This is a genomic window from Pseudomonas sp. LB3P81, from assembly GCF_054897965.1.
In genome coordinates, this window is record NZ_JBUBVG010000001.1 from 748073 (window position 1) to 769182 (window position 21110).

The 21110-nt window shown below is 57.9% G+C and carries 21 protein-coding genes, 1 tRNA gene and 1 pseudogene; 1 reads left to right on the forward strand and 22 read right to left on the reverse strand.

Translation table 11 applies throughout. The features are described 5' to 3' along the window. Position 1: 1 nt before the first annotated feature. The 15 genes from ACYZTL_RS03350 to ACYZTL_RS03420 all read right to left on the reverse strand — a co-directional run bounded on the left by ACYZTL_RS03350 (position 2) and on the right by ACYZTL_RS03420 (position 13983). Positions 2-646, reverse strand: coding sequence for a Crp/Fnr family transcriptional regulator (locus tag ACYZTL_RS03350; protein WP_461950568.1), 645 nt, complete (start codon positions 644-646; stop codon positions 2-4). Between the two features lie 231 nt (positions 647-877). After that, positions 878-1219 carry a Rieske (2Fe-2S) protein gene (locus ACYZTL_RS03355; RefSeq protein WP_461950569.1) on the reverse strand — a complete coding sequence of 114 codons (342 nt, stop codon included), beginning with the start codon at positions 1217-1219 and terminating at the stop codon, positions 878-880. 2 nt (positions 1220-1221) lie between these two features. Next, on the reverse strand, positions 1222-1533 hold the full coding sequence (locus ACYZTL_RS03360; RefSeq protein ID WP_461950570.1) for a YciI family protein: 312 nt from the start codon (positions 1531-1533) through the stop codon (positions 1222-1224). A gap of 3 nt (positions 1534-1536) precedes the next feature. Beyond that, positions 1537-2409 carry a dioxygenase family protein gene (locus ACYZTL_RS03365; RefSeq protein WP_461950571.1) on the reverse strand — a complete coding sequence of 291 codons (873 nt, stop codon included), beginning with the start codon at positions 2407-2409 and terminating at the stop codon, positions 1537-1539. 90 nt (positions 2410-2499) lie between these two features. Further along, complete coding sequence (locus ACYZTL_RS03370; RefSeq protein WP_461950572.1) at positions 2500-3567, reverse strand: maleylacetate reductase; 1068 nt, start codon at positions 3565-3567, stop codon at positions 2500-2502. Positions 3568-3575: 8 nt separating this feature from the next. After that, complete coding sequence (locus tag ACYZTL_RS03375) at positions 3576-5039, reverse strand: aldehyde dehydrogenase family protein (RefSeq protein ID WP_461950573.1); 1464 nt, start codon at positions 5037-5039, stop codon at positions 3576-3578. Positions 5040-5131: 92 nt separating this feature from the next. Beyond that, complete coding sequence (locus ACYZTL_RS03380; RefSeq protein ID WP_461950574.1) at positions 5132-6151, reverse strand: hydroxyquinol 1,2-dioxygenase; 1020 nt, start codon at positions 6149-6151, stop codon at positions 5132-5134. Between the two features lie 65 nt (positions 6152-6216). After that, entirely contained in the window at positions 6217-6711 is a 495-nt protein-coding gene (locus tag ACYZTL_RS03385) for a hydroxyquinol 1,2-dioxygenase (protein WP_461950575.1), read from the reverse strand. A 129-nt stretch (positions 6712-6840) separates the two neighbouring features. Further along, positions 6841-7770: a LysR family transcriptional regulator gene (locus ACYZTL_RS03390; RefSeq protein WP_461950576.1), complete on the reverse strand. Its 930-nt coding sequence runs from the start codon at positions 7768-7770 to the stop codon at positions 6841-6843. 85 nt (positions 7771-7855) lie between these two features. After that, positions 7856-8890 (reverse strand): branched-chain amino acid ABC transporter permease, encoded by a 1035-nt coding sequence (locus tag ACYZTL_RS03395; protein WP_461950577.1) that lies wholly within the window; start codon positions 8888-8890, stop codon positions 7856-7858. Beyond that, a complete protein-coding gene (locus ACYZTL_RS03400) occupies positions 8890-9753 on the reverse strand; it encodes a branched-chain amino acid ABC transporter permease (RefSeq protein WP_461950578.1) in 864 nt (287 codons plus the stop codon). The genes ACYZTL_RS03395 and ACYZTL_RS03400 overlap by 1 nt, the downstream gene beginning before the upstream one ends. Positions 9754-9755: 2 nt before the next feature. Beyond that, positions 9756-10466, reverse strand: coding sequence for an ABC transporter ATP-binding protein (locus ACYZTL_RS03405; protein ID WP_461950579.1), 711 nt, complete (start codon positions 10464-10466; stop codon positions 9756-9758). Between the two features lie 3 nt (positions 10467-10469). Then, positions 10470-11195, reverse strand: coding sequence for an ABC transporter ATP-binding protein (locus ACYZTL_RS03410; protein ID WP_461950580.1), 726 nt, complete (start codon positions 11193-11195; stop codon positions 10470-10472). A 25-nt stretch (positions 11196-11220) separates the two neighbouring features. Next, positions 11221-12531: an ABC transporter substrate-binding protein gene (locus ACYZTL_RS03415; protein WP_461950581.1), complete on the reverse strand. Its 1311-nt coding sequence runs from the start codon at positions 12529-12531 to the stop codon at positions 11221-11223. Positions 12532-12636: 105 nt separating this feature from the next. Then, positions 12637-13983, reverse strand: coding sequence for an outer membrane beta-barrel protein (locus ACYZTL_RS03420; RefSeq protein ID WP_461950582.1), 1347 nt, complete (start codon positions 13981-13983; stop codon positions 12637-12639). Positions 13984-14471: 488 nt separating this feature from the next. Here ACYZTL_RS03420 and ACYZTL_RS03425 point away from each other — a divergent pair. Continuing rightward, a protein-coding gene (locus ACYZTL_RS03425) for an IS3 family transposase (protein WP_461950368.1) occupies positions 14472-16024 on the forward strand; the annotation gives its coding sequence in 2 pieces (ribosomal slippage) (positions 14472-14934 and positions 14934-16024; 1554 coding nt in all). An 84-nt stretch (positions 16025-16108) separates the two neighbouring features. On the opposite strand, the pseudogene ACYZTL_RS03430 reads toward ACYZTL_RS03425, so the two are convergent. From ACYZTL_RS03430 to ACYZTL_RS03460, 7 genes and pseudogenes are all read right to left on the reverse strand, one after another. Beyond that, positions 16109-16261: pseudogene (locus ACYZTL_RS03430) on the reverse strand (Arm DNA-binding domain-containing protein); the annotation flags it as partial. Positions 16262-16512: 251 nt separating this feature from the next. Next, positions 16513-16588, reverse strand: a tRNA-Gly gene (locus tag ACYZTL_RS03435). Between the two features lie 62 nt (positions 16589-16650). Then, the gene (gene pgsA / locus ACYZTL_RS03440; protein WP_017339130.1) at positions 16651-17211 is read right to left on the reverse strand and encodes a CDP-diacylglycerol--glycerol-3-phosphate 3-phosphatidyltransferase; all 561 of its coding nucleotides are present in this window, start codon (positions 17209-17211) and stop codon (positions 16651-16653) included. A gap of 32 nt (positions 17212-17243) precedes the next feature. Further along, the gene (gene uvrC, locus ACYZTL_RS03445; RefSeq protein WP_461950583.1) at positions 17244-19067 is read right to left on the reverse strand and encodes an excinuclease ABC subunit UvrC; all 1824 of its coding nucleotides are present in this window, start codon (positions 19065-19067) and stop codon (positions 17244-17246) included. 2 nt (positions 19068-19069) lie between these two features. After that, positions 19070-19711: a response regulator transcription factor GacA gene (gene gacA / locus ACYZTL_RS03450; protein WP_008015884.1), complete on the reverse strand. Its 642-nt coding sequence runs from the start codon at positions 19709-19711 to the stop codon at positions 19070-19072. Between the two features lie 126 nt (positions 19712-19837). Further along, the gene (locus ACYZTL_RS03455; protein WP_461950584.1) at positions 19838-20281 is read right to left on the reverse strand and encodes a GNAT family N-acetyltransferase; all 444 of its coding nucleotides are present in this window, start codon (positions 20279-20281) and stop codon (positions 19838-19840) included. Beyond that, positions 20281-21039 carry a carbon-nitrogen hydrolase family protein gene (locus ACYZTL_RS03460; protein ID WP_461950585.1) on the reverse strand — a complete coding sequence of 253 codons (759 nt, stop codon included), beginning with the start codon at positions 21037-21039 and terminating at the stop codon, positions 20281-20283. Before ACYZTL_RS03460 ends, ACYZTL_RS03455 begins: the two co-directional genes overlap by 1 nt. Positions 21040-21110 lie beyond the last annotated feature (71 nt).

Here is a 21110-nt window from a genome sequence, read left to right on the forward strand (position 1 = left end):
ATCAGGCGCCCAGCTTGGACTTAATCCGCGAAAATGACACCGGATCCATGCTCAGATAACTGGCCAGCTGGTACTGCGGTACCCGCTGCAGTAACCATGCTTCGTGCTCTAGCAACCAGCGATAGCGCTCCTCGCTGTTGCAGGTAAGGAGCAGAGCCTCGCGGGATTCGTTACGTAGCATGATTTCCCTGGTGGCTTTGTCGACAAACCCCTGCAACTGCGGAAAATGCTCACGCAGGCGGATGAGCGTATGCAGCGGCACGGCCACCAGCCAGCTGTGTTCCAGCGCCTCAATAGTGTAGGTGCAGGGTTGTTGCTTCAAGTAGGCGCTAAGCGAACCGATCACCTCTCCTTCGTGGAAGAAAGCCTTATTCCGTTGCTTACCTTCTGGTGACGAATAGTAATAACGGATCAGGCCGGAAAGGATTACAAAGAAGTGCGTAGGGGTTTCGCCTGCGCGAATGATCGGCTGATCGCGAGTAAAGTAACGGAGTTCGAACACCTCCACAAGGTGCCCCCAGAGCTGCGGATCATTCACTCCATACCGGTCGAAAACTGCCCTGAGCAGATCCAGTGCGTTTACATCTAGCGAGCTTTTCACAGTTAGCTTCACGCTCCCGGCGGGGTCATAGATTAAACCGCACATGTGAGATTCATTCTACGAGCCGAGTTACGGTTTCGACCAGCTTATGACCTTCGTGTATCCCGTAGCTCTGTCGCCCAACTCAATCATTAGTGTTTTCCCTCTAACTGTTCCCGTACGCTTTAGCAGTACACGGGGACTTACCAACTACCGTCATAAGGATACGCAGCCGCTCGCGGTTGCATCCAAGACCCCGACAAAAATGCCGCTCAGTATCAGATCAGAGATCTGCAACTAAACGTTAACATCCATGACCAATCGATCATCGACCCACCGCACTGCTACTGGCTCCAGCTGCGCGCCCTTGCAGGGGCCGTCGATACAGTGTCCATCTTCGAAACGAAACATCGCGCTGTGATGAGCACACATCAGAATCTTGCCGCGATAGGTGCAGAATTCTTGCGGGCGATAATCCAGCGGCACCGAGAAATGCGGGCATCGGTTGATATAGACCCACACCTGCTCGCCTTGCCGCACCGCAACAAGCCCGGCGGGATGCAGCTGCTGGTGTGCAGGCAGACCTAGGGCACCGCCGTCCTTAATGTCGTCCCGTTGGCAAAGTGTAATGGTGCTCATAATCAGCCGCGTAATTCTGGGTTGCCAAGGCTCCAGTGCCATGGACGGATCTGGATACTGGCAAACAGACCTGCCTGAACATACGGGTCATCCTGTATGAACGCTTCCACCTCTGGCAGGCTGCCCGCCTCAATCACCAGTAACGTGCCATTCATGGCCGCACTGGCGTCATCCAGGGTCGGGCCGCCTAACCGGACAATCACCCGATGCATCTCGGTCGCTCGCAAATGGGCTTGATGACTGGGCCGCAAACGCTGACGTAGGGCCAGTGAGTTTGGGTGGTCTGTAGCGAATACCGCAAAAAATTGGCCCATGGATCACTCGGCTTCCATGACAAATTCATAACACGCACGCTTGAACGGCACATCAATACCTAGGCTGGCGGACAAATCATCGTGCATGAACCGATCTTCATAGATCACCTGCAACGACTGTTTGACGCCAAACACTGCATCTGACTCCAGGTACGGATCATCGTGGTTGAACAGGTGGGTGACCAGTTTGCGATACCCAGGCACTTCAACCATGAAATGCAAATGCGCAGGCCGCCACGGGTGACGGTTGGCGGCATTGAGCATGCGCCCAACCGGGCCATCGGTAGGTATCGGATAGCACACAGGGACAATCGTGCGAATCGCAAAATAGCCGTCGGCATCGGTGCGATAGCGACCACGCAGATTGCCGAATGGCTGATTGGTGTCCTGACCTGAATACATGCCATTTTCGGCGGTCTGCCAAACGTCCAGTATCGCGCCGGCCAGCGGGTTGCCATGGATATCGACCACTCGACCGCGCACCAGCGCTGGTTCGCCTTCGGTGAAGGCCATGTTTTCGCCGTACTCCCGATCTGGCATGCCTTCGATGTAGAACGGCCCGAATACAGTGGTCTCGGTGGCGTTTGCACTGTGGCGATGATTGATCGCATCGACAAGCATCGACACGCCCAAGGTGTCCGACAGCAAGATGAATTCTTGGCGCACCAGACCGTCGCACTTGTGGCCGGTCTCGGTCAGAAACCCGATGCCTTCAAACCATTCCCGCTCCGTCAGCTCGACGTCGCTGACAAACGCGTGAAGGTGACGAACCAGGCTTTGCATGATCTGTTTGTAACGCGCATCAGGCGCTTCACTGAAGCTATTTACAGCCTGCTCGGAGATCAGTGTTTCTATGACTTTGTCATGATCGGTCATTATTGTTGTTCCGACGAAAAGGGACATTGCTGATAACACGAAGCATCGGGGCGATTGATCGTCCCTATGCTGTTTGGCCACACAGAGGATTCAGGCGGGGGCTAAGCCTTTCATGGCTCGGGTCAACAGCGCTTCGATCGGGCCTTGTTCGAACGGCCGTGGATTGTAGTAGGGACTGGCACAAGCGATTTGCGCCGCCTCGGCCGGGCCGTTTTCAGACAGGCCGATGTCCGCCAGCGCCAGTGGAATACCCAGCTTCTGGTTGAGTGCGTACAACAAGGCACCCACCTCGCTCGCCTCGCTGCCACCCAGGGCGCGGGCGGCACGTTGCAACGGCCCCGCCGCTGCTTCACGGTTGTAATGCGCCGCGTGGGGCAGAACGATCGCGTGTGCTTGGGCGTGAGGCAGATTGAACGTCCCGCCCAAGGTGTGGCAAAGCTTGTGGTGCAAAGCCATGCCGACCGAACCGAGGCAAATCCCCGCCAGCCACGCACCATATAACGCCTGGCTGCGAGCTTGCGGGTCATTGGGGTCATTGACCACGCCCGGCAATGCCAAAGCAAGTGAACGAATCGACTCCTCGGCCATGAAACCAATTATAGGATTGGCATCTTGGGCGTACAGCGCTTCAACCGCGTGCGCCATGGCATTCATTCCCGAGCAGGCGGAAATCTGCGCGGGTAAGGTCAGCGTAAGCTGGGGGTCATAGATCACGGTCTTTGGCAAAACCCGGGGGTCACGACCGGTTTTCTTAAGGCGGTTTTCGGTTAGCCCGTAAATCGGGGTCATTTCCGAACCTGCGTAAGTCGTCGGAATTGCCACAATCGGTAGTCCCGAATCCATAGCAATCGCCTTGCCCAGGCCGATAGTCGAGCCGCCGCCAATGGCCACGCAGCAATCGGCATGTAGCCGCGCTGCTTCGCCGCGCGCTGCTTGCGCCATTTCCAGCGGAACATGCATCACGGCCCTGGAGTAGACGTCCGCCGCGCGGTCGCCGAGCAACTGAGCGACATGCTCCCCGAGGCCGCGCTGTTCCGGCGTGGTCAAGATCAATGCACGCTTGGCACCCAGGCGATCGATCTCTTCAGACAATGCCGAGAGCTTGCCCCAACCGAACACCACACGAGTCGGCAGACTTTGGTACACAAAAGGATTCATGACAGGCCTCAGCGTTTGAAGTGCGGAGCGATTTTGGCATCGACATTGACCCAGACCGAACGAGCTTCCGTGTAGTCGTGGATCGCCTCGAAGCCCATTTCGCGGCCGTAACCCGACTGACCAACGCCACCAAACGGACTGCCAGGGCTGACGCGCTTGTAGCAGTTGACCCAGCACATGCCGGCATGGATGGCATTGGCCAGTTTGTGCGCGCGGGACAGGTTTTGCGTCCACAGGCCGCTGCCCAGTCCGTATTCGGAGCTGTTGGCAATGGCCAAGGCTTCTTCGTCGGTACTAAAACGCACCACGGTGACGAAGGGGCCAAATACCTCTTCCTGACAGACCCGGTCATCAGGCCTGGCCTCGACCACGGTCGGTTCTACATAAAAACCATTGGCTAGCGCCTTGTCATCTGGCGTCTTGCCGCCCGCCAGGACTTTACCGCCCTGCTCGATGGCGATATCGATATAGGCCAGTACGCGGTCACGGTGCAGCGCCGACGTCAACGGCCCCATCTCGGTCTCGGGATCCATCGGATCGCCAAGGCGAATGGATTTGGCCAGGGCGATGAAGCGCTCCAGGAACTGGTCGGCAATGTCTTTGTGCAAAATCAATCGCGAACCGGCGATGCAGGCCTGGCCCTGATTGTGGAAGATTGCCCAGGCGGCGCCGTTGACGGCCGCTTCCAGATTGGCGTCTTCGAACACAATGTTGGCGCCCTTCCCGCCCAGCTCCAACTGAATGCGCTTGAGGTTTCCTTTTGATGCTTCAACGATCCTGCGACCGGTCGCCGTCGAACCGGTGAAGGCAATTTTGCCCACGTCCGGGTGCTCGGCCAGTGCCTGACCGGCGGTATGACCGTAGCCTGGCACCACGTTAACCACACCCTTCGGGAAACCGACTTCTGTCATCAGCTCGACGATACGCAAGGTCGATAGCGGCGTGATCTCAGAAGGTTTGATGACGATGGTGTTACCCGCTGCCAGTGCCGGGCCCATTTTCCAGCTGGTGAACATCAACGGAAAATTCCACGGCACGATTTGCCCGACCACACCGATTGGCTTGCGCTGCACATAATTGAGGAACCCGGCTTCGACCGGAATCACCGAACCTTCGATCTTGTCGGCCATGCCGCCGAAATAGCGGAAGCAGGCGGCGGTGCGCGGTACGTCAAGGCCACGGGAATCACGAATCGGATGCCCGGTGTTCAGGGATTCGAGCTGCGCCAGTTCTTCGCCACACTCCTCGATCTTGTCCGCCAATTTGAGCAACAAGCGCCCGCGTTCGGCGGCGCCCAAGGCAGACCAGGCCGGGAAGGCACGTTTGGCGGCGGCGACCGCGAGGTCGATGTCCGCGGCTTCAGCGGCGGCAATGCGGGTGATCAACGCGCCGTCATGGGGCGACACGACGTCGATGGTGCCACCGGCCAGCGCATCCACGAAACGACCATCGATATAGAGCTGATTTTGCATAATATTATCCTCGCACCGTGCCGATGGCGCAGTGTCTGACGACATGATTCTTGAGAGCACGGCCCGACGGACGCCGGGCCAGACACGAGGTCTTAAAACTCGATTGGATACGGCTTAAGCTCGCCACTTTCATAGCGTTGTGGCAGGTTCGGTGTGGCATTTTCCCAGACCAGCAACATCGAACGTTTGGTCGAATAGCCCTGGTGACGAATGTCCGCCGGCATGGCGCAGATGTCGCCGGCACGCATAGTGATACGGGCTCGCGGGTTACCGTCATCTTTGTCACCGACGTCCCAGAGGATTTCATCGGACAATTGCAAGAACCACTCGACCCGGTCATTGCCATGGAACACCGGCAGGATGAATTCTTCGGTGGTCGGGCAGAACAGGCTGGCCTTGCACACCGAGGTCACCGACGGGTTCCAGGTCACGTCGGAACGAGACAGGTACTTGAACAGACTAAAGGCATGCAACTCGCCTTCGAAACCTTCTGCAGCGTGGATTTCCGGCTCGTCCTGAGAAACATCGAGGAACTGGCGATTGACCGGCAGATCGTTACGCAACGGCGAATCATCAGGCAGGCCCGGCATACGCTTGGTGGCGATACGAAAGCGTTCGATGGCTTCGATGTTGTTGCCGTTTTTGCGGCCGAACGCTGTACCGGTTTCTTCCGGCGCTGCGAACGGGTCAAAGGTGGCGTTAGTCCAGTCGCGCAGGATGGCTTTGAAGGTTGCCATGATCAGTGGTGTTTCAAAGTTTTCGGTGTAATTGACGCCTGCGGCCTTGAGCGTGCCATTGAAAGTGCCCGCGTACAGGTCGACTTTGCCGTAGTAATTGCGGGTGCCAATGACGTGGTCAAAGTTGACCCAGCCATAGAAAAAGCCCCAGGCCACGTCGCGCATCATGGCGCGCAAAAAGGCATCGACCGGAATCAGATGGGAACGGGTCTGACCTTTGGCGGGCCAGGTAATACGGGCGAAATACTCGTCGCGAGACAGTTCGAAGGCGCCGAGTTGGAAGGAGCAATATCCGGTGACGGCATGAGGCGGGCTGAACTTGACTTCATCGTCGGCTAAGAGCGTGGTAACGGCAGCGGTTTCAAGCATGGCCATGACGGATTCCTCTTGTTGCTTTTGTTGGTTTGGGCATCGGAACTGAACAGGTCAGATCCGGCTGATCACTTGAAGCAGATGTCTGCCCATTTCTCGACCGACAACGGGCCTTTGATGGTCTGCTGCAGGATCACGCCCGGGCGGCTGGCCTCAAAGCGATAAGCGGTGCCGACCGGCAACAGGCATTGATGGCCGCGCTTGAGCAGCACGTAGCCCATGGGTTTGCCCGCCGGCACTTCACCGGCCAAATGAGTGCCCTCGCCTGCTTTCAACGGCATATCGAGCTTGAGGAAGTCCACACGCACTTCACCGTCCATGACGATAGCGAACTCGTCGTGCGCGGCCGTGTACCAAGGCGATTGACCTTCGGCGCGCAGGGTCTCGATGACGTAGCCGAGATTGAGACCGACGACGACTTTTTCATAAGGAAGAGATTTTTCCGCTACTTCGAAAATGTTCGAAAAGGCGTAATGACTGGCCTGGCCGCTGATGATTTCAACCGACCCTTTGCTGTAGTTATCCAACGAGCCGAAGACCGTTTCGATTGCAGCGCTACTCATGGTTTTTCACCGTTTTGTTGTTGTAGTAACAGTGAGTCAACAGTACGTCGCACGTGCGCCTGGAACAATTAGAGGAAGGGCGACAACAGTGTTCGCGAAACGCAAACACTGCCATCAGTGATATGCCGCTCAACGCACCCAGCCACGCCCCAGCAAAGGCTTGTCCCAGCATGGTTCGTCGCCGAAGTTTTCCACCAGGAAATCGATCAGGGTGCGCACTTTCAACGCCCGACGCTGGGTAGCGGGGTATACCGCAGAAAAATTGAAGGATGACAGTGCATATTCTGGCAGTACCGGAATGAGCCTACCGCTAAGCAGGTCGTCGCTGGCCACCAACGTTGGAAGACAGACAATACAGACCCCGGTTGACGCGTAATCACGCAGCAAATGCACAGAGTTCGACCGCACCTGGCCCGGAAGGCTCAGCTCTACCTGCTCGTCTTCTCCGGTGAAGATCCAGCGATTGCGCGACGGATAGCCCTCGTACAGGGCAATCTTGTGTTGCAGCAGCTGCTGCGGGTGCGTGGGCATGCCGAACTCTTCGGCATAGTCGGGTGACATGCAGAACAGCCGGCGAACGCTGAACAGCTTGCGCTCGATCAGGGTTTCCGCCATGGGAGGGAACATCTGAAACGCGACATCGAAGCCTTCTTCGATCGGATCGACTACCCGGTCGTTGACGATGACGTCAACTTCAATGTCCGGGTACAGCCGCGTGAACTCGGCCAGCATTCTGCCGAAGTGGCCGATGGCAAAGCCCGGCAGCATCTGCACGCGTAACTTGCCGGTAGGTTTGGCGCGCAGCTCGCGCATATGCTCAGTCAGCGAGTTGAAACTCGCGACCATGTCCGCGCACTCCTTGTAGTAGGTCTCGCCGACCTCGGAGAGCCGGACATGCCGGGTGCTGCGATGGAACAGCGGCGCATTGATAAACTGTTCCAGTTGTTGGATGCGGTGAGTGATCACCGAGCGAGTCACGCCCAATTGCTGAGCCGCCTTGGCGAAGTTGCCGGTTTCGGCAACCCGCACAAAGGCTTCGACACTGAGTAAACGATCCATGGCAGGTTCTCTGGATGTTTTTGTTCTTATAGGAATAGCGAGGTTAGCCTGTCGGCACCTCGCACTCCACATCCCCGACAACGTGCTACTTTCGGCTCTGGAGAGACAGCTGCCGTTGCATGGGGAAAACCTGCCAGCCCAGGCGCTCACTAATCAGGCCCCACACCCCTTGCGGAGCCTTGAGCATCATCACTACCGCGACCAAGCCCAGAATGATCATGTACACGGCGCCGAATTGGGCCAGGCATCCGCGCAACGCAAAATAGATCAGCGTGCCGATCAAAGGCCCCTCCAGGGTGCCGATGCCACCGATGATGACAATGAAAATCACCACCGCCGTCCAGTCCTGCAGGTTGAATGCCGCATCCGGGGAAATCCTCAGCTTTTGTAGGAAGATCAGCGCCCCGACAACCCCGGTGCAACCGGCCGCCAGCACGTACACCATCAGCTTGGTTCGGAAGGTATTGACCCCCAAGCTGCCGGATGCAGGCTCCGAGTCGCGGATCGAGGCCAAGGCCAGCCCCTGTCGCGACCGCAGCAAAAAGAACACCACTGCCATGGCACCGATGGCGATGGCCAGGGCGGTGAAGTAGATCAGCATCTCGCGCCCGTCCCGATCGTTGCCGATCTGTCGCACAATAGCTGCCGGCAGACTTTGCCCTGAACCGCCACCCAGACTGCTCATCTGCGCCAGTCCCAGGCGAAAGACTTCGGCCACGACCCAGGTGCCGATTGCAAAGTAGGCACCGCGCAGTCGAAACACGATCAACGCGGTGGGAATCGCCAGCAGTGCGACCAGCACGCCCGAGAGCAACACCGCGAACAAGGGCGGCACCCCCAGTTGCGTGGACAGCATGAACAGCAAATAGCCGCCCAGGCCGACAAACGCTTGCTGCCCGACAGAGACCATGCCGGCGTAACCCGCCAACAGGTTCCACATTTGCGCCAGGGCCAGGTAATAGGCGAATTCCACCACCAGCCGCAGGCTTGCACGATCGGCCCAAAACGGCGCGCTAATCAGTACCAGCACGCAGAGCCCCAGCAATGACAGCCCGACCTTGCTGCTGGTGGTCGTGCGTTGTACGCGCCAGATAAGCGCAGAATTATTCAGGGCATTCATCAGTCGACGCTCCGGGGAAACAGGCCACGCGGTCGCACGACCAGAATCAGCAGAAACACAAGGTGACCGGCAAGAATTTGCCAGCCGGGATCGATTTTTGCGCCCACCGCCTGCGCGATGCCGAGAATCACCCCGCCAGCGAGGGTGCCCCACAGGCTGCCGAGGCCGCCGATGATCACCGCTTCAAACCCATACAACAGACGCGCCGGCCCCACGGTAGGGTCGAAGCTGGTACGAATCGCCAGAAACACCCCGGCGATCGACACCACTGCCATCGCCAGCGCCATTGCCAGACCGAAAATATGCGCGTTGTTGACGCCCATCAGCCGTGCAGTCTGCTGGTCATCGGAGGTGGCTCGAAACGCTCGGCCCAATGCGGTTTTGTAGAACAACAATTGCAGGCCACCGATGATCAGCAATGCGCTCCCAAACACCATCAACGGCATGACGCCCACGCTCAGGCTACCGAAACCGACACTCGCGACTTCCAGATCACCCTGGGACAGCTTCTGACTGTCGGCGCTGAAGAACTCAAGCAGCACGTTCTGCACGATGATCGACAGGCCGAAGGTCACCAGCAACGGCGGCAGAATGTCCTGGCCGAGCGTTCGATTGAGCAGGCAGCGCTGCAGCAGGTAGCCAAAGCAGAACATCACCGGCACAACAATCATCAGACTTGCCAGCGGACTGAAACCCAAGTGATTGACCACCACCAGCGCCAGGTAAGACGCCAGCACGATGAAGTCGCCATGGGCGATATTTACCAAGCGCATGATGCCGAACATCAGCGACAACCCCACTGCGAACATCGCGTAGAGACCACCGAGCAACATGCCCTGAAGAAGCGTATTAAGCCATTCCATAACTAAACCCCGAAGTACGCGGCTTTGATTTGCGCTTTGTCGACGTCTCCAGGGCGGCCGGTCAGGGACACGCGCCCTTCCTGCAAGCAATAGAAACGGTCGCAGACACTTAGCGCCTGATTGATGTCCTGTTCGACGAGAATCACCGTGGTGCCGTCGGCCTTGATCGAGGGCAGCGCCGCGTAGATGTCCTTGATCGTTGTCGGTGCCAGGCCCAGGCTGATCTCGTCGCACAACAGCAAGTGCGGGTTGGCCATCAAGCCCCGACCAATCGCAACCATTTGCTGCTGGCCGCCGGACAGCGCGGTTCCGGGGCGTTTGCGCAATGCTTCCAGTACCGGAAACAGTTGATAGATGCTCGCCAGCGTCCACGGCCCAGGCCGTTTGCTGTAGGCGCCAATCAGCAGATTTTCTTCGACCGTCAGCGACGGAAACAGCTTTCTACCCTCCGGCACCAGAGCGATGCCACGCTCGATCACCTGGTTGGCAGCCAGGTCACCTATGGGCTGGCCCCTGAAGGTGATAGCACCCGGTCTGTTTTTGATCTGCCCCGCCAGCGAGCGCAGGAAAGTCGATTTTCCCGCGCCGTTGGAACCGATGATCGCGACTGTTTCGCCCTGATCTAGCGTCAGGCTGATGTCGAAAAGTGCTTGAAAGTCGCCGTAGCCGGCGCAGAGTTTGTCGATGGACAGAAGATTTGAAGGGGTTGTCATGCTTCAGCTCCCGATGCCCATGTAAATGTCCTGGACTCGCGGATCGGCCATCACACTGCGCGGCTCGCCTTCAACCAGTTTGGCGCCGAAGTTGATCACCGTCAGGCGGCTGACCACCGCCAGCAAGGCGTGGACGATGTGCTCGATCCAAATGATGGCGACGCCGGCCTTGTGGATGCCCTGAATGGTTTCCACCAATGCCAGGCATTCCGGCTCGGTCAGCCCCCCGGCGATTTCATCGAGCAACAACAATCGTGGCTGGGTCGACAAGGCCCGGGCCATTTCCAGACGCTTGCGGTCGAGCAGCGTTAGCGAGCCGGCCAGGACGTTGGCCTTGCGCATCAAGCCTGTCAGTTCCAGCGTCTGTGCGCACCATTGGTTGGCTTCCTGGCCGCGCAACCGCGCGCCGAAGGTCGCGCCGACCAGCAAGTTCTCGAACACCGTCATTTTCACGAACGGATGTGGGATTTGATGAGAGCGACCAATGCCTTGTTGGCACCGCTTGAACACTGGCTCGCGAGTAACGTTGCGTCCTTCGAAATAGACGGTGCCGCTGTCGGCCGCTACACCACCGGCAATTAAGTTGAACAGCGTGCTTTTACCCGCGCCGTTGGGGCCTATGATGCCCAAGGCTTCGCCCGGCTGCAGAGTCAGACTCATTGCGTCCGTGACCTTCACCGAGCCATAGCTTTTGTACACATCGTTCATTTGCAGAAGTGGCTGTTGCATGGTGCACCCGTGTCGGTTCGCGCGATCAATACGCAATGGCCTGCATTTCACCGCCCAGTGGAATAGCCGGGGCGCTGGTATTGTTGGTCACGACCAGGTCATATTTATTGTCATTGCCGAGGCGCCATTGGCCGCTGACCAAGGGCGTCTTAGCGACGTTTTTCATCGGCCCGCCGTTCCAGTTGATCGGCCCGACCACGGTGTTGAGGTTGGTCTTGAGCAATGCATCGCGCACAGCCTGAGAGTTACCGACTTCTTCTGTGCGCTGGAGGATATCCACCGCCAGTTCGAACAGGGCGTGCACAAAACCCAGCGGTTGCGTCCACTGCTTACCGGTGGCCTGGGTGAACCCCTGGGCGAGTTGCCCGGCACTGGCGCCGGTCAACGACGAACTGAATGGGTGGGTGGGGCTCCACCAGATTTCGGTCGACAGGTTATTGCCGGCCTTGCCCAACGCTTCGACCGCTGTGGGAAACAGCAAAGCCTTGCCCACCGACACCGCTTTGGGCTTGAAGCCCTGCTGGCGAGCCTGAGTCCAGAACGTGGTCAGATCCGGAGGAATGACGACGCCTGTGACGATTTCGACATCAGCCTTTTTGAACGCAGCGATCTGGGCCGAGAAATCATCGGTCAGGCTCTGAAACCGACCGGGGTCAATCAATTGGAAACCCTTTTGCGCCAGCACCGGTGGAAAACCGAGTTTCGGATCACCCCAGGCATTGCCGTCGCCATCGTTGGGAAACAGGCCGCCGACCACCTTGTTCGACGGCATGGCGCCCCACATGGAGGAGTAAGTGCCGATCACATCCTCCAGGCCCCAAAAAAAGTGATACGTCCACTCAAAACCTTGGTCAGGCTTGCCACCCCGCGTAAAGAACCACGGCTGCCAGGGCGCCACGGTGGAAATGCACGGGATCTCGTTGATTTCGCATTGGTCGGAAACGGGGTTGGTGGTTTCCGGTGTCGATGACACCAGCATCAGGTCGACCTGATCAGACAGGATCAGCTCGCTCGCCACCTCCGCCGCGCGGTTGGGGTTGGACTGGCTATCCTTGACAATGACTTCCAGACGGTACGCCTTGCCGGCCACATTGATCGTGTTCTTCAGTGTTTGCTTGAGCGAGTCGATGATGTAGCTGTCGGCCGCCGCAAAGGGCGCCAACGGCCCGGTCTGCGGACTGACGTAGCCGAGCTTGATCACCCGCTCACTGCCCAGAGCGAAGTTGAACGGCATGCTCGCCAATGCCACACCACCGGCAGCCAAGCCGGTACTGCGCAGGAAATCACGGCGCGAAAAGTCGCGACCAAACAGGTTTTTATCGTTGTTGTCTGTCATGTAGTACTCCAATGCGGCTGCATGCCGGCAAAGTCCGGACGAACAAGGTCGCAACGTGAGGGTTAGGCATCACGCAGCGTCAAGTGCTATGCGAGAGTGGTCGGCTTAGAAAAAGAAACTGACGTCGAAGGACGCGACCAGCTGCGAATCTTTTTGCCCATCGGCATAAGCATCGCGACCGGGGCCAGAATGGATGTCGTAGCGCAATTCGGGTCGCAGTCGCACACTGGGGGTCGGCGTCCAAGCCAGGTTGGTAGTGACACCGTAAAAACTGCCCCACGTCGGATCGGGAATCCCGGTCTGCGGGTCGATGTTGGCCATCATCACGTGAACAGGAGCATCGGTGTAGAACCACTCGGCGCGACTGTTCCACATCAGGTTTTCGCTGATTCGGTGATACCAGTTGATGTCCGTGCCATACCAGGTGGCATCGTTTTTATTGGCGAACCCGGCGAAAGCGGCCTGCTCCTGCTTACCGTAATTCAACTCCAGCGCCACGCGGTTGTTCGGGTCTAGTACTTGCGACAGCGTCAGGTAAGAAGCCAGGCGCTTGTAGTCGTCATCCTTGGTGCCGGCTGGTAGCGGCGAACCACAACTGCATTCGGCGAAGCTGTCGCCGGCGCCGTTACCGTAGATGTTTTCCCAGTCGATCCAGGTGCTGAAATCTGCCGAACGCCAACGTACGTTGGCGATGACATCCGGGTCATGGTTGGGGTCTTGCAGGTTGTTCCAGCCCTGCACCACACCTAACTCGAAGCCCAGCATGCTTTCCCCGGGCGCCGATGGGAGCTTGAACGAGTACAGCGCACCGGCATGCTTGGCAGGGCCATGCATGAAGGAATAGGTGTGTGAGTAGAAGTCGCTCGGTGCCGGTGATGGCAAGGCGAAGCCGATTTCATTTTCCAGCGGCGTGTGGAAAATCCCGATCATCAAATCCGAACCGCCGAGCACCGGGAAGTAGAAGTCGACATACGCCTGAGCAACGGTGAACGCTTCGTCTTCCGCCTTGTTGTCGCGATTGGCACTCAAGTCTTCGTCCCAGCCATAAGTCTTGAAGAAGCGCGCATCCTTGCCGTACAGCGCGGTGACGTTGAACCCCCAGTCAGCCTCTTGCGGCATCGGCCCGGGAAACGGCCCCACACGACCAATCACATTGCTCTTGGTTTTTTTCTCCACCGCCAGGGCGAATTGGTTGAGATTCACACCTTCGTCTGTGGTGAAGAAGCTTTGTTTGCTAACGTCATCCGTGCCGTTATCGTTGTAGCTCACTCCCACCTGGCCCCAGCCGTAGACCTTGATGCCATGCTCGCGCTCAAGACTATCGCCGAAAACCCCGCGAACCAGCGAGCCCATTGGATCGTCCGCCGCAAAAACCATCGAGGGAAACACAATGCCGGCGCCCAGAGCGGGAGCGAGCAGGGTTGCTGCACAGACCCATGCACGAATACTCATACCTGCCTTCCTTATTTTTATTAGGAGCCAACCCCCTAGAGGGCATAGTCCGAAAGCAAGGTATGACGTTGAAGTGTCAGTCTTGATGAGCCTTGGCTTGGGCTCCACCCGATCTTTGGCGGATCGTAGTGCTCGGCCTAATGGAGGCTACAAGCCCCTCACGAGACCAACAATTCCATTCTCGGCGACTTCAGTGTTTGCGTATTCAGAACAATCTTGCACCTCAAAGCTAAAAAGTTGCATCCAGGTCTCTGCAATACCGGCTCTTACAGGACTGATGATTTGCCCACTTGGTGAAAGTTTGGAAACCGTGCATAGGAAAGCCCACTCCTCAGCCTTTGAGCAGGTGTCGAACACGAACTGGCTTTCTCGCAATTTGAAAGCGACGAGCTATGGATTTCCAGCCCTACCTTCCCCCGGTGTCAGGATAGTTGTCGCCTCTCCGGTTTTTCCTAAAAAAGCATATCGGGGGCGGAAAGAGACTGGTCGTGCCGTACTATTCACCTGAACGCAGAGCCGCATTACTCAAGATGCTGCTTCCCCCACTGAACCTGTCGATGGCCGAGGTTTCCCGGCGCGAAGGGGTCAGCGAAATGTCTTTGTCCAACTGGCGCAAGCAGCTCAGTTCTGAAGGAAGTGCAGTGTCCGAAAACAAGCAATCGGCTCAGAACTGGTCAGCCGAAACCAAGTTTGCTGTCGTCCTTGAAGCGGCCGGTTTGTCCGAGATCGACCTGGGCGAGTATTGCCGCCGCAAAGGCCTTTACCCCGAGCAAATCACTGCCTGGCGACAAGCCTTCATCACCGGCCAGAAATCGGAAAAGGCCCAGCAAAAAGAAGATCGGGAGCAGTCTCGCAAAGATAAGAAACGCATCCAGGAACTTGAGCGCGAACTGCGCCGCAAAGACAAGGCGCTCGCTGAAACAGCGGCGTTGTTGGTGCTGCGAAAAAAGCTCAACGACTACTGGGGGACCGACAACGAGGACAACTGACGTCTTTGCCAGAACGGCAGTTACTCGTGGACTGGCTGAGCAACGCGGTCGCGGCGGGAGCCAGAAAAATCAGGGCCTGCCTGGAAATCGGTCTATCGCTGCGGACTTTGCAACGGTGGACTGAAACAGACGTTATCCAGGCCGATGCCCGAACGACTGTCACACGGCCAACGCCGCGAAATGCACTAAACGAGGCTGAGCGACAGACCATTGTGACGCTGTGCAACAGCCTGGAGTACGCCCATCTGCCGCCGAGCCAGATCGTGCCGCGCCTGGCCGATCAAGGGCGCTATCTGGCGTCGGAGGCAACGTTTTATCGCGTCTTGCGTGCGGCGGGTCAACAGCAGCATCGAGGTCGTAGCCAGCGCCCCAGGCGGCACGCGGCCCCAACGACGCATGCGGCTGAAGCGCCCAATCAGGTGTGGTCATGGGACATCACGTATCTGCCGTCGCCGATACGCGGCAAGTATTACTACCTCTATCTGATCGAGGATATTTACAGCCGCAAGGCCGTGGGCTGGGAGGTCTACGACGCGGAAAGCGGCGAGAAAGCCGCCGCGCTGCTGCAACGCAGCGTGATCGGCGAGCAGTGTTTACACGAACCGCTGGTGCTGCACTCGGACAACGGAGCGCCGATGAAATCGGTGACGCTGTTGAGCAAGATGTACGAACTGGGCATCACGCCCTCGCGGGGCCGACCGCGGGTGAGCAACGACAATCCCTACTCGGAGTCGCTGTTTAGAACACTGAAGTACTGCCCGCAATGGCCGCAGCATGGCTTTGCCAGTCTGGACGCCGCACGAGCTTGGGTGAGGGATTTCATGCGCTGGTACAACAACGAACACCGGCATAGCCGTATCCGGTTCGTCACACCGGCTGAGCGGCATCGAGGACTGGACCATCAGGTCTTGGCCCGGCGACATGAGCTGTACGAACGAGCCAAAGAGAAAAAGCCGGAACGGTGGTCGGGTTGCACACGTAACTGGGAGCCGATCGGCACCGTGCTGTTGAACCCGGATCGAGAGCAACAGGTCGAGAAAAGAGCGGCATAGTTAGACGGTTGACGCGACAACTACCTTGAAAAACGCCGCCTTCCTAACAAAGACAGCTCACCGCCGTCACTGAACGAATGCCAACATTCGAGCCGGCGTGCCCAGCCAGGTAAAACGAAAATGCCAGCTCTTGGCACCTTTCGAGCTGACGAACAGGTGCAAGCCTTCCATGTCCCTGAGGCTGTAATTTTTCCCGAAATTTTTTGCGTTGCGAACGGCCGTATCAGTCAAAGGCATGCGTACATCTCCTCGTCTCGATCGATTGAGGAGAGATGTAGGGGCTCCAGCAATGCATCATCTATCAGAGAACTGCTACGTCCGCAGCCCGGATTTCGATGTACTTATTGATGTACCCAAAATGCGTGCTGGTTGGGTTTTCAGTAGAAATCGCTGGAACGAAAAAAAAGGCCGAAGCCTCTATTTTCAATGCCAACAAAAAAAACTCGCAAAAAAAAGCGCCACTCATTGAGTGGCGCTTTTTTTGTATTTGGAGCGGGAAACGAGACTCGAACTCGCGACCCCGACCTTGGCAAGGTCGTGCTCTACCAACTGAGCTATTCCCGCGTCTTGGTGAGGCGCATTCTATAGAATCCAGATGCCCCGTCAACCCCTTGATTCAAAAAAGTTTATTTCTTTTCTACGTCGGTCTTCAGATGCGGCCAGGCAGCCCGCAAATATTGAACCATGGACCACAACGTCAGGCCCGCAGAGATCAGCAGCAAGGCATAACCCACCAAAACCCAGAACGTGAAGTCCGACGGGTTGGCCAGCAGGATCACCAGCGCCAGCATTTGCGCAGCCGTTTTCCATTTGCCCAGGTTCGACACGGCGACGTGAGCACGGGCACCGAGCTCGGCCATCCACTCCCGCAGCGCCGAGACGACAATTTCGCGACCGATGATCACGGCGGCCGGCAGCGTGAGCCACAGGTTGCCGTGTTCCTGCACCAGCAACACCAGCGCCACGGCGACCATCAGCTTGTCAGCCACCGGATCGAGAAAAGCCCCGAACGGCGTGCTTTGCTCCAGACGGCGAGCCAGGTAACCGTCCAGCCAGTCCGTAGCGGCGGCAAACGCAAAGACCGAAGCGGACGCCAGGTAGCTCCATTGGTAAGGCAGGTAGAACAGTAAAATGAAGATCGGGATAAGCAGGACGCGTAGAACGGTAATCAGATTAGGGATATTCATCGGCACAACTGGCTACGAGGTGAGGTGGCATTCTACTCGCTGTGCAGATTTGCATAAATCAACTCTGCGAGCTTTTTACTGATCCCGGGGGCTTTGGCGATCTCGTCGATGCTGGCACGAGACAGCTCCTGCAATCCACCAAAATGTTTCAACAAATCGCGCCGGCGTGTCGGTCCAACGCCGGCGACGCCCTCCAGTGTAGACGTGCGGCGGGTTTTGCCACGACGGGCGCGGTGTCCGGTAATCGCAAAACGGTGAGCTTCGTCGCGGATCTGCTGGATCAAATGCAGCGCCGGGGAATCTCCACGCAAGGTGAATTCGTGGGCGGCATCGTTGAGGTACAGGGTTTCGAAACCGGCCTTGCGCGTCGCGCCCTTGGCCACGCCCAGTAGAATCAGGTCGGGCACCGCCAGCTCATTGAGCACATCGCGCGCCATGGACAACTGCCCCTTGCCGCCGTCCACCAGCAGAATGTCCGGCAGCTTGCCCTCCCCGTCCTTCAGTTTGCTGAAGCGTCGGGTCAGGGCCTGGTGCATCGCGGCGTAATCATCGCCCGGCGTAACGCCTTCGATGTTGTAGCGACGGTAATCGGACTTGATCGGGCCTTCGGGACCGAACACTACGCAAGACGCCACGGTCGCTTCGCCGCTGGAATGGCTGATGTCGTAACACTCCAGGCGCTGCGGCGGCTCATCCAGCTTCAGCACGTCGGCCAAGGCATCGAAACGCGCGGCGACGTGTTGCCGGTTCGCCAGACGCGCGCCCAGCGCCTGCTCGGCATTGGTCACGGCCAATTGCTGCCAGCGTGCCCGCGTACCACGAACCCTGTGGCTGATGGTTAGCTCGCGACCGCGCAACTCTTCAATGGCCGCGATCAGCGTCGGAAAATCTTCGTGCACCACGTTGACGATCAACTCGCTCGGCAAGTCCCGTTCAGGGCTGCTGACGAAGTACTGACCGAGAAACGCCGCCATCACTTCGGAAACGTCTTCTTCAATACCCACCTGCGGGAAAAAGTTCTTGCTCCCCAACACCCGGCCACCGCGCACGCTGATCAGATGAACGCAAGCACCGCCCGGGTTGACGAACGCGGCGATCACATCGACATCTCCGGTCCCGCCTTCCATGCTCTGCTGATCCTGAACCCGGCGCAGCAAAGAGATCTGGTCACGCAATTCAGCGGCACGCTCGAACTCGAGGTTGATCGCCGCCTCTTCCATACCGGCGGATAACTCGTCGGTCAGCGCGTTGCTACGACCTTCCAGGAACATCACCGAGTGCCGCACATCTTCGGCGTACACCTCGGGCTCCACCAGACCGACACAGGGCGCCTTGCAGCGTTTGATCTGATATTGCAGACATGGCCGCGTACGGTTCTTGTAATAGCTGTCTTCGCACTGGCGAACGAAAAAGGTCTTTTGCAGCAGGCTCAGGCTTTCGCGAATCGCGCCGGCACTGGGATAGGGACCGAAATATTTGCCCTTGGCCTTTTTCGCGCCGCGATGAATGCTCAGGCGTGGAAACTGGCCGTCCGAGAGAAACACATACGGATAGGATTTGTCGTCGCGCAGCAGGATGTTGTAGGGCGGACGCCATTCCTTGATCAGCGTCTGCTCAAGCAGCAAGGCTTCGGTTTCGTTGGCCGTGATCGTCGTTTCGACCTGGGCAATACGCGCCACCAGCGCTGCCGTTTTTGGAGCGAGCCCGGATTTGCGGAAGTAACTCGACAGACGATTCTTGAGGTTCTTGGCCTTGCCGACGTAGAGCAGGCGCGCTTCGCTGTCGAACATGCGATAGACGCCGGGGCGTCCACTGACCGTCGACAGGAAAGCGCTTGGATCGAAGGTGTCAGTCATTTTCAGAGGCTGGCATCAACCATGCCGTGACGAACCGCCAACAGCGTCAACTCGACATCGCTGCTGATCGAAAGCTTTTCGAAAATTCGGTAACGGTAGGTGTTCACGGTTTTGGGCGACAGGCACAATTTGTCGGAAATGATCTGCACCTTCTGGCAGCCGACAATCATCAGCGCGATCTGGATTTCCCGTTCCGACAGTGCGTCGAAAGGTGAATCATTGGTCGGCTGAAAGGATTTGATCGCCAGTTGTTGTGCAATCTGCGGACTGATGTAGCGTTGCCCGGCAAACACGAGGCGGATGGCCTGGACCATTTCCGGCAACCCGGCGCCTTTGGTCAGGTAACCGGCAGCACCGGCTTGCAACAACCGTGTAGGAAACGGGTCTTCTTCGCACACGGTGACCGCGACGACTTTGATGTCCGGATGACTGCGCAACAGTTTGCGGGTGGCCTCAAGACCGCCGATACCGGGCATCTTGACGTCCATCAGCACCACATCGGGTTTCAACTCACGCGCTTTGAGCAGCGATTCTTCGCCGGACTCAGCCTGGCCGACCACTTGCAGGCCATCGATGTCAGCCAGCATTCGTGTAATGCCTGTACGAACGAGATCATGGTCATCGACTACTAGCACCCTAATCAAGCAGACACCCCGCGATATGGTCTTATTGAGTTGTCGACACCTTAGCAAAAAGCAACTGGCAGACCTAGCGGCAAGCGTTATATAAAAAGTTTCAATACATCTTGAAAGGCCTGTCTTAAGCGTGTTTCAGCGATTCGCGACCTCGACATCGCGCTGCATTCTCAGGAAACACTCGTCTGTGCCGACCACCCTCAGGCCCTTTCTCTCGTATAACCCTTTCGCCGGATTATTTTCAAATACCGTCAAGCGCAATGCCGGGCGTCGTTCCTTGCGCGTCATCGCCAATACCTGATCGATCGCCCAGGAACCGGCGCCCTGTCCCTGACACGGTTCAAGCACATGCAACTCGCGGATGTACAAGGCCTTTGCGTCCCGGCTCAGGCTCACATAACCCAGCCGCACGTCGTCACGAACGATCAGCCAGTTTTCCCGTCCCGCCCAGGCCACATCGAAGGCCTCGTCCTGCCACAGCAGATCATGCTTAATGTAGTAGCGGAGCATGGTTTTACAGGTCAGTTCACGAGCAAAGTCGAGATCCTCTGATGTCGCTGGACGTAACTCAAACCCCATCAGGCCTCCGCGACGACGACTGTCTGTCCCGTCCAGCCGCCAGCATTGCGCCGAGCAACGACCAGCAGGTTGCCGGTACCGGGTGCGGCGGCAATCAGCGAACCGTTCGACGACCAGATGGCGCTGCGTCCTGCCGACTCCCAGCCACCTGTCGCACCGCCATGGTTGGCCATTAGCACCGCCATCGAGTGCTTGACGGCATAGTCTTGCAACAATGCGGTATCCGGGGCGTAACCGTTTTCCGTGATCAGCACGCCCGCGGCGTACAGATCGGCGCCCTGTTGTGCCGCTGCGGCCGCATGGCTGGCGTGGGAAAAATCGGCGCACACCGCCAAGGCGACCGTGTCGCTGCCGATTGTCAGGGTCGAACCGCCGGTTCCCGGCGCAAACGCTACCTCTTCGCCCGGATGCAGATGCTGTTTGCTGTAGACCCCGAATGAGCCGTCGGCGCCCAACACAAGCGCTCCGATCAACACCGGCGAATTTTCCGACAGGCGAATTGGCATCCCGACCACAGTCGTAACGCCTACTTCCCGCGCGAAATCCCGCAGCGGTTGCAGCACAGCGGCATCCGGCGCAATAGCCAGCTCAGCCGCCAGTCCACGTTCATACCCGGTCAGCGACAGTTCCGGAAACACCAGCAACTGCACGCCCTGCCCCGCCGCCGCCTGCATGAAGCGTTGATGCCAGGCAATATTGGCGGCCAGGTCACCTGCGATGGAGATCGATTGAGCAGCGGCGATGGTCAGAAGCGTCATGTTTCGTCCGTGTTTTTTTGATTAAGGTCGAAGTGTGTCACAACCTTCGGCGTACTCAAGCGATAGAAAAC

Excerpts from the sequence above, each read along its gene's own strand:
- ACYZTL_RS03350 (WP_461950568.1), bottom strand. The coding sequence starts at position 646 with ATGTGCGGTTTAATCTATGACCCCGCCGGGAGCGTGAAGCTAACTGTG.
- ACYZTL_RS03355 (WP_461950569.1), bottom strand. The coding sequence starts at position 1,219 with ATGAGCACCATTACACTTTGCCAACGGGACGACATTAAGGACGGCGGT.
- ACYZTL_RS03360 (WP_461950570.1), bottom strand. The coding sequence starts at position 1,533 with ATGGGCCAATTTTTTGCGGTATTCGCTACAGACCACCCAAACTCACTG.
- ACYZTL_RS03365 (WP_461950571.1), bottom strand. The coding sequence starts at position 2,409 with ATGACCGATCATGACAAAGTCATAGAAACACTGATCTCCGAGCAGGCT.
- ACYZTL_RS03370 (WP_461950572.1), bottom strand. The coding sequence starts at position 3,567 with ATGAATCCTTTTGTGTACCAAAGTCTGCCGACTCGTGTGGTGTTCGGT.
- ACYZTL_RS03375 (WP_461950573.1), bottom strand. The coding sequence starts at position 5,039 with ATGCAAAATCAGCTCTATATCGATGGTCGTTTCGTGGATGCGCTGGCC.
- ACYZTL_RS03380 (WP_461950574.1), bottom strand. The coding sequence starts at position 6,151 with ATGGCCATGCTTGAAACCGCTGCCGTTACCACGCTCTTAGCCGACGAT.
- ACYZTL_RS03385 (WP_461950575.1), bottom strand. The coding sequence starts at position 6,711 with ATGAGTAGCGCTGCAATCGAAACGGTCTTCGGCTCGTTGGATAACTAC.
- ACYZTL_RS03390 (WP_461950576.1), bottom strand. The coding sequence starts at position 7,770 with ATGGATCGTTTACTCAGTGTCGAAGCCTTTGTGCGGGTTGCCGAAACC.
- ACYZTL_RS03395 (WP_461950577.1), bottom strand. The coding sequence starts at position 8,890 with ATGAATGCCCTGAATAATTCTGCGCTTATCTGGCGCGTACAACGCACG.
- ACYZTL_RS03400 (WP_461950578.1), bottom strand. The coding sequence starts at position 9,753 with ATGGAATGGCTTAATACGCTTCTTCAGGGCATGTTGCTCGGTGGTCTC.
- ACYZTL_RS03405 (WP_461950579.1), bottom strand. The coding sequence starts at position 10,466 with ATGACAACCCCTTCAAATCTTCTGTCCATCGACAAACTCTGCGCCGGC.
- ACYZTL_RS03410 (WP_461950580.1), bottom strand. The coding sequence starts at position 11,195 with ATGCAACAGCCACTTCTGCAAATGAACGATGTGTACAAAAGCTATGGC.
- ACYZTL_RS03415 (WP_461950581.1), bottom strand. The coding sequence starts at position 12,531 with ATGACAGACAACAACGATAAAAACCTGTTTGGTCGCGACTTTTCGCGC.
- ACYZTL_RS03420 (WP_461950582.1), bottom strand. The coding sequence starts at position 13,983 with ATGAGTATTCGTGCATGGGTCTGTGCAGCAACCCTGCTCGCTCCCGCT.
- pgsA (WP_017339130.1), bottom strand. The coding sequence starts at position 17,211 with ATGAATATCCCTAATCTGATTACCGTTCTACGCGTCCTGCTTATCCCG.
- uvrC (WP_461950583.1), bottom strand. The coding sequence starts at position 19,067 with ATGACTGACACCTTCGATCCAAGCGCTTTCCTGTCGACGGTCAGTGGA.
- ACYZTL_RS03455 (WP_461950584.1), bottom strand. The coding sequence starts at position 20,281 with ATGGGGTTTGAGTTACGTCCAGCGACATCAGAGGATCTCGACTTTGCT.
- ACYZTL_RS03460 (WP_461950585.1), bottom strand. The coding sequence starts at position 21,039 with ATGACGCTTCTGACCATCGCCGCTGCTCAATCGATCTCCATCGCAGGT.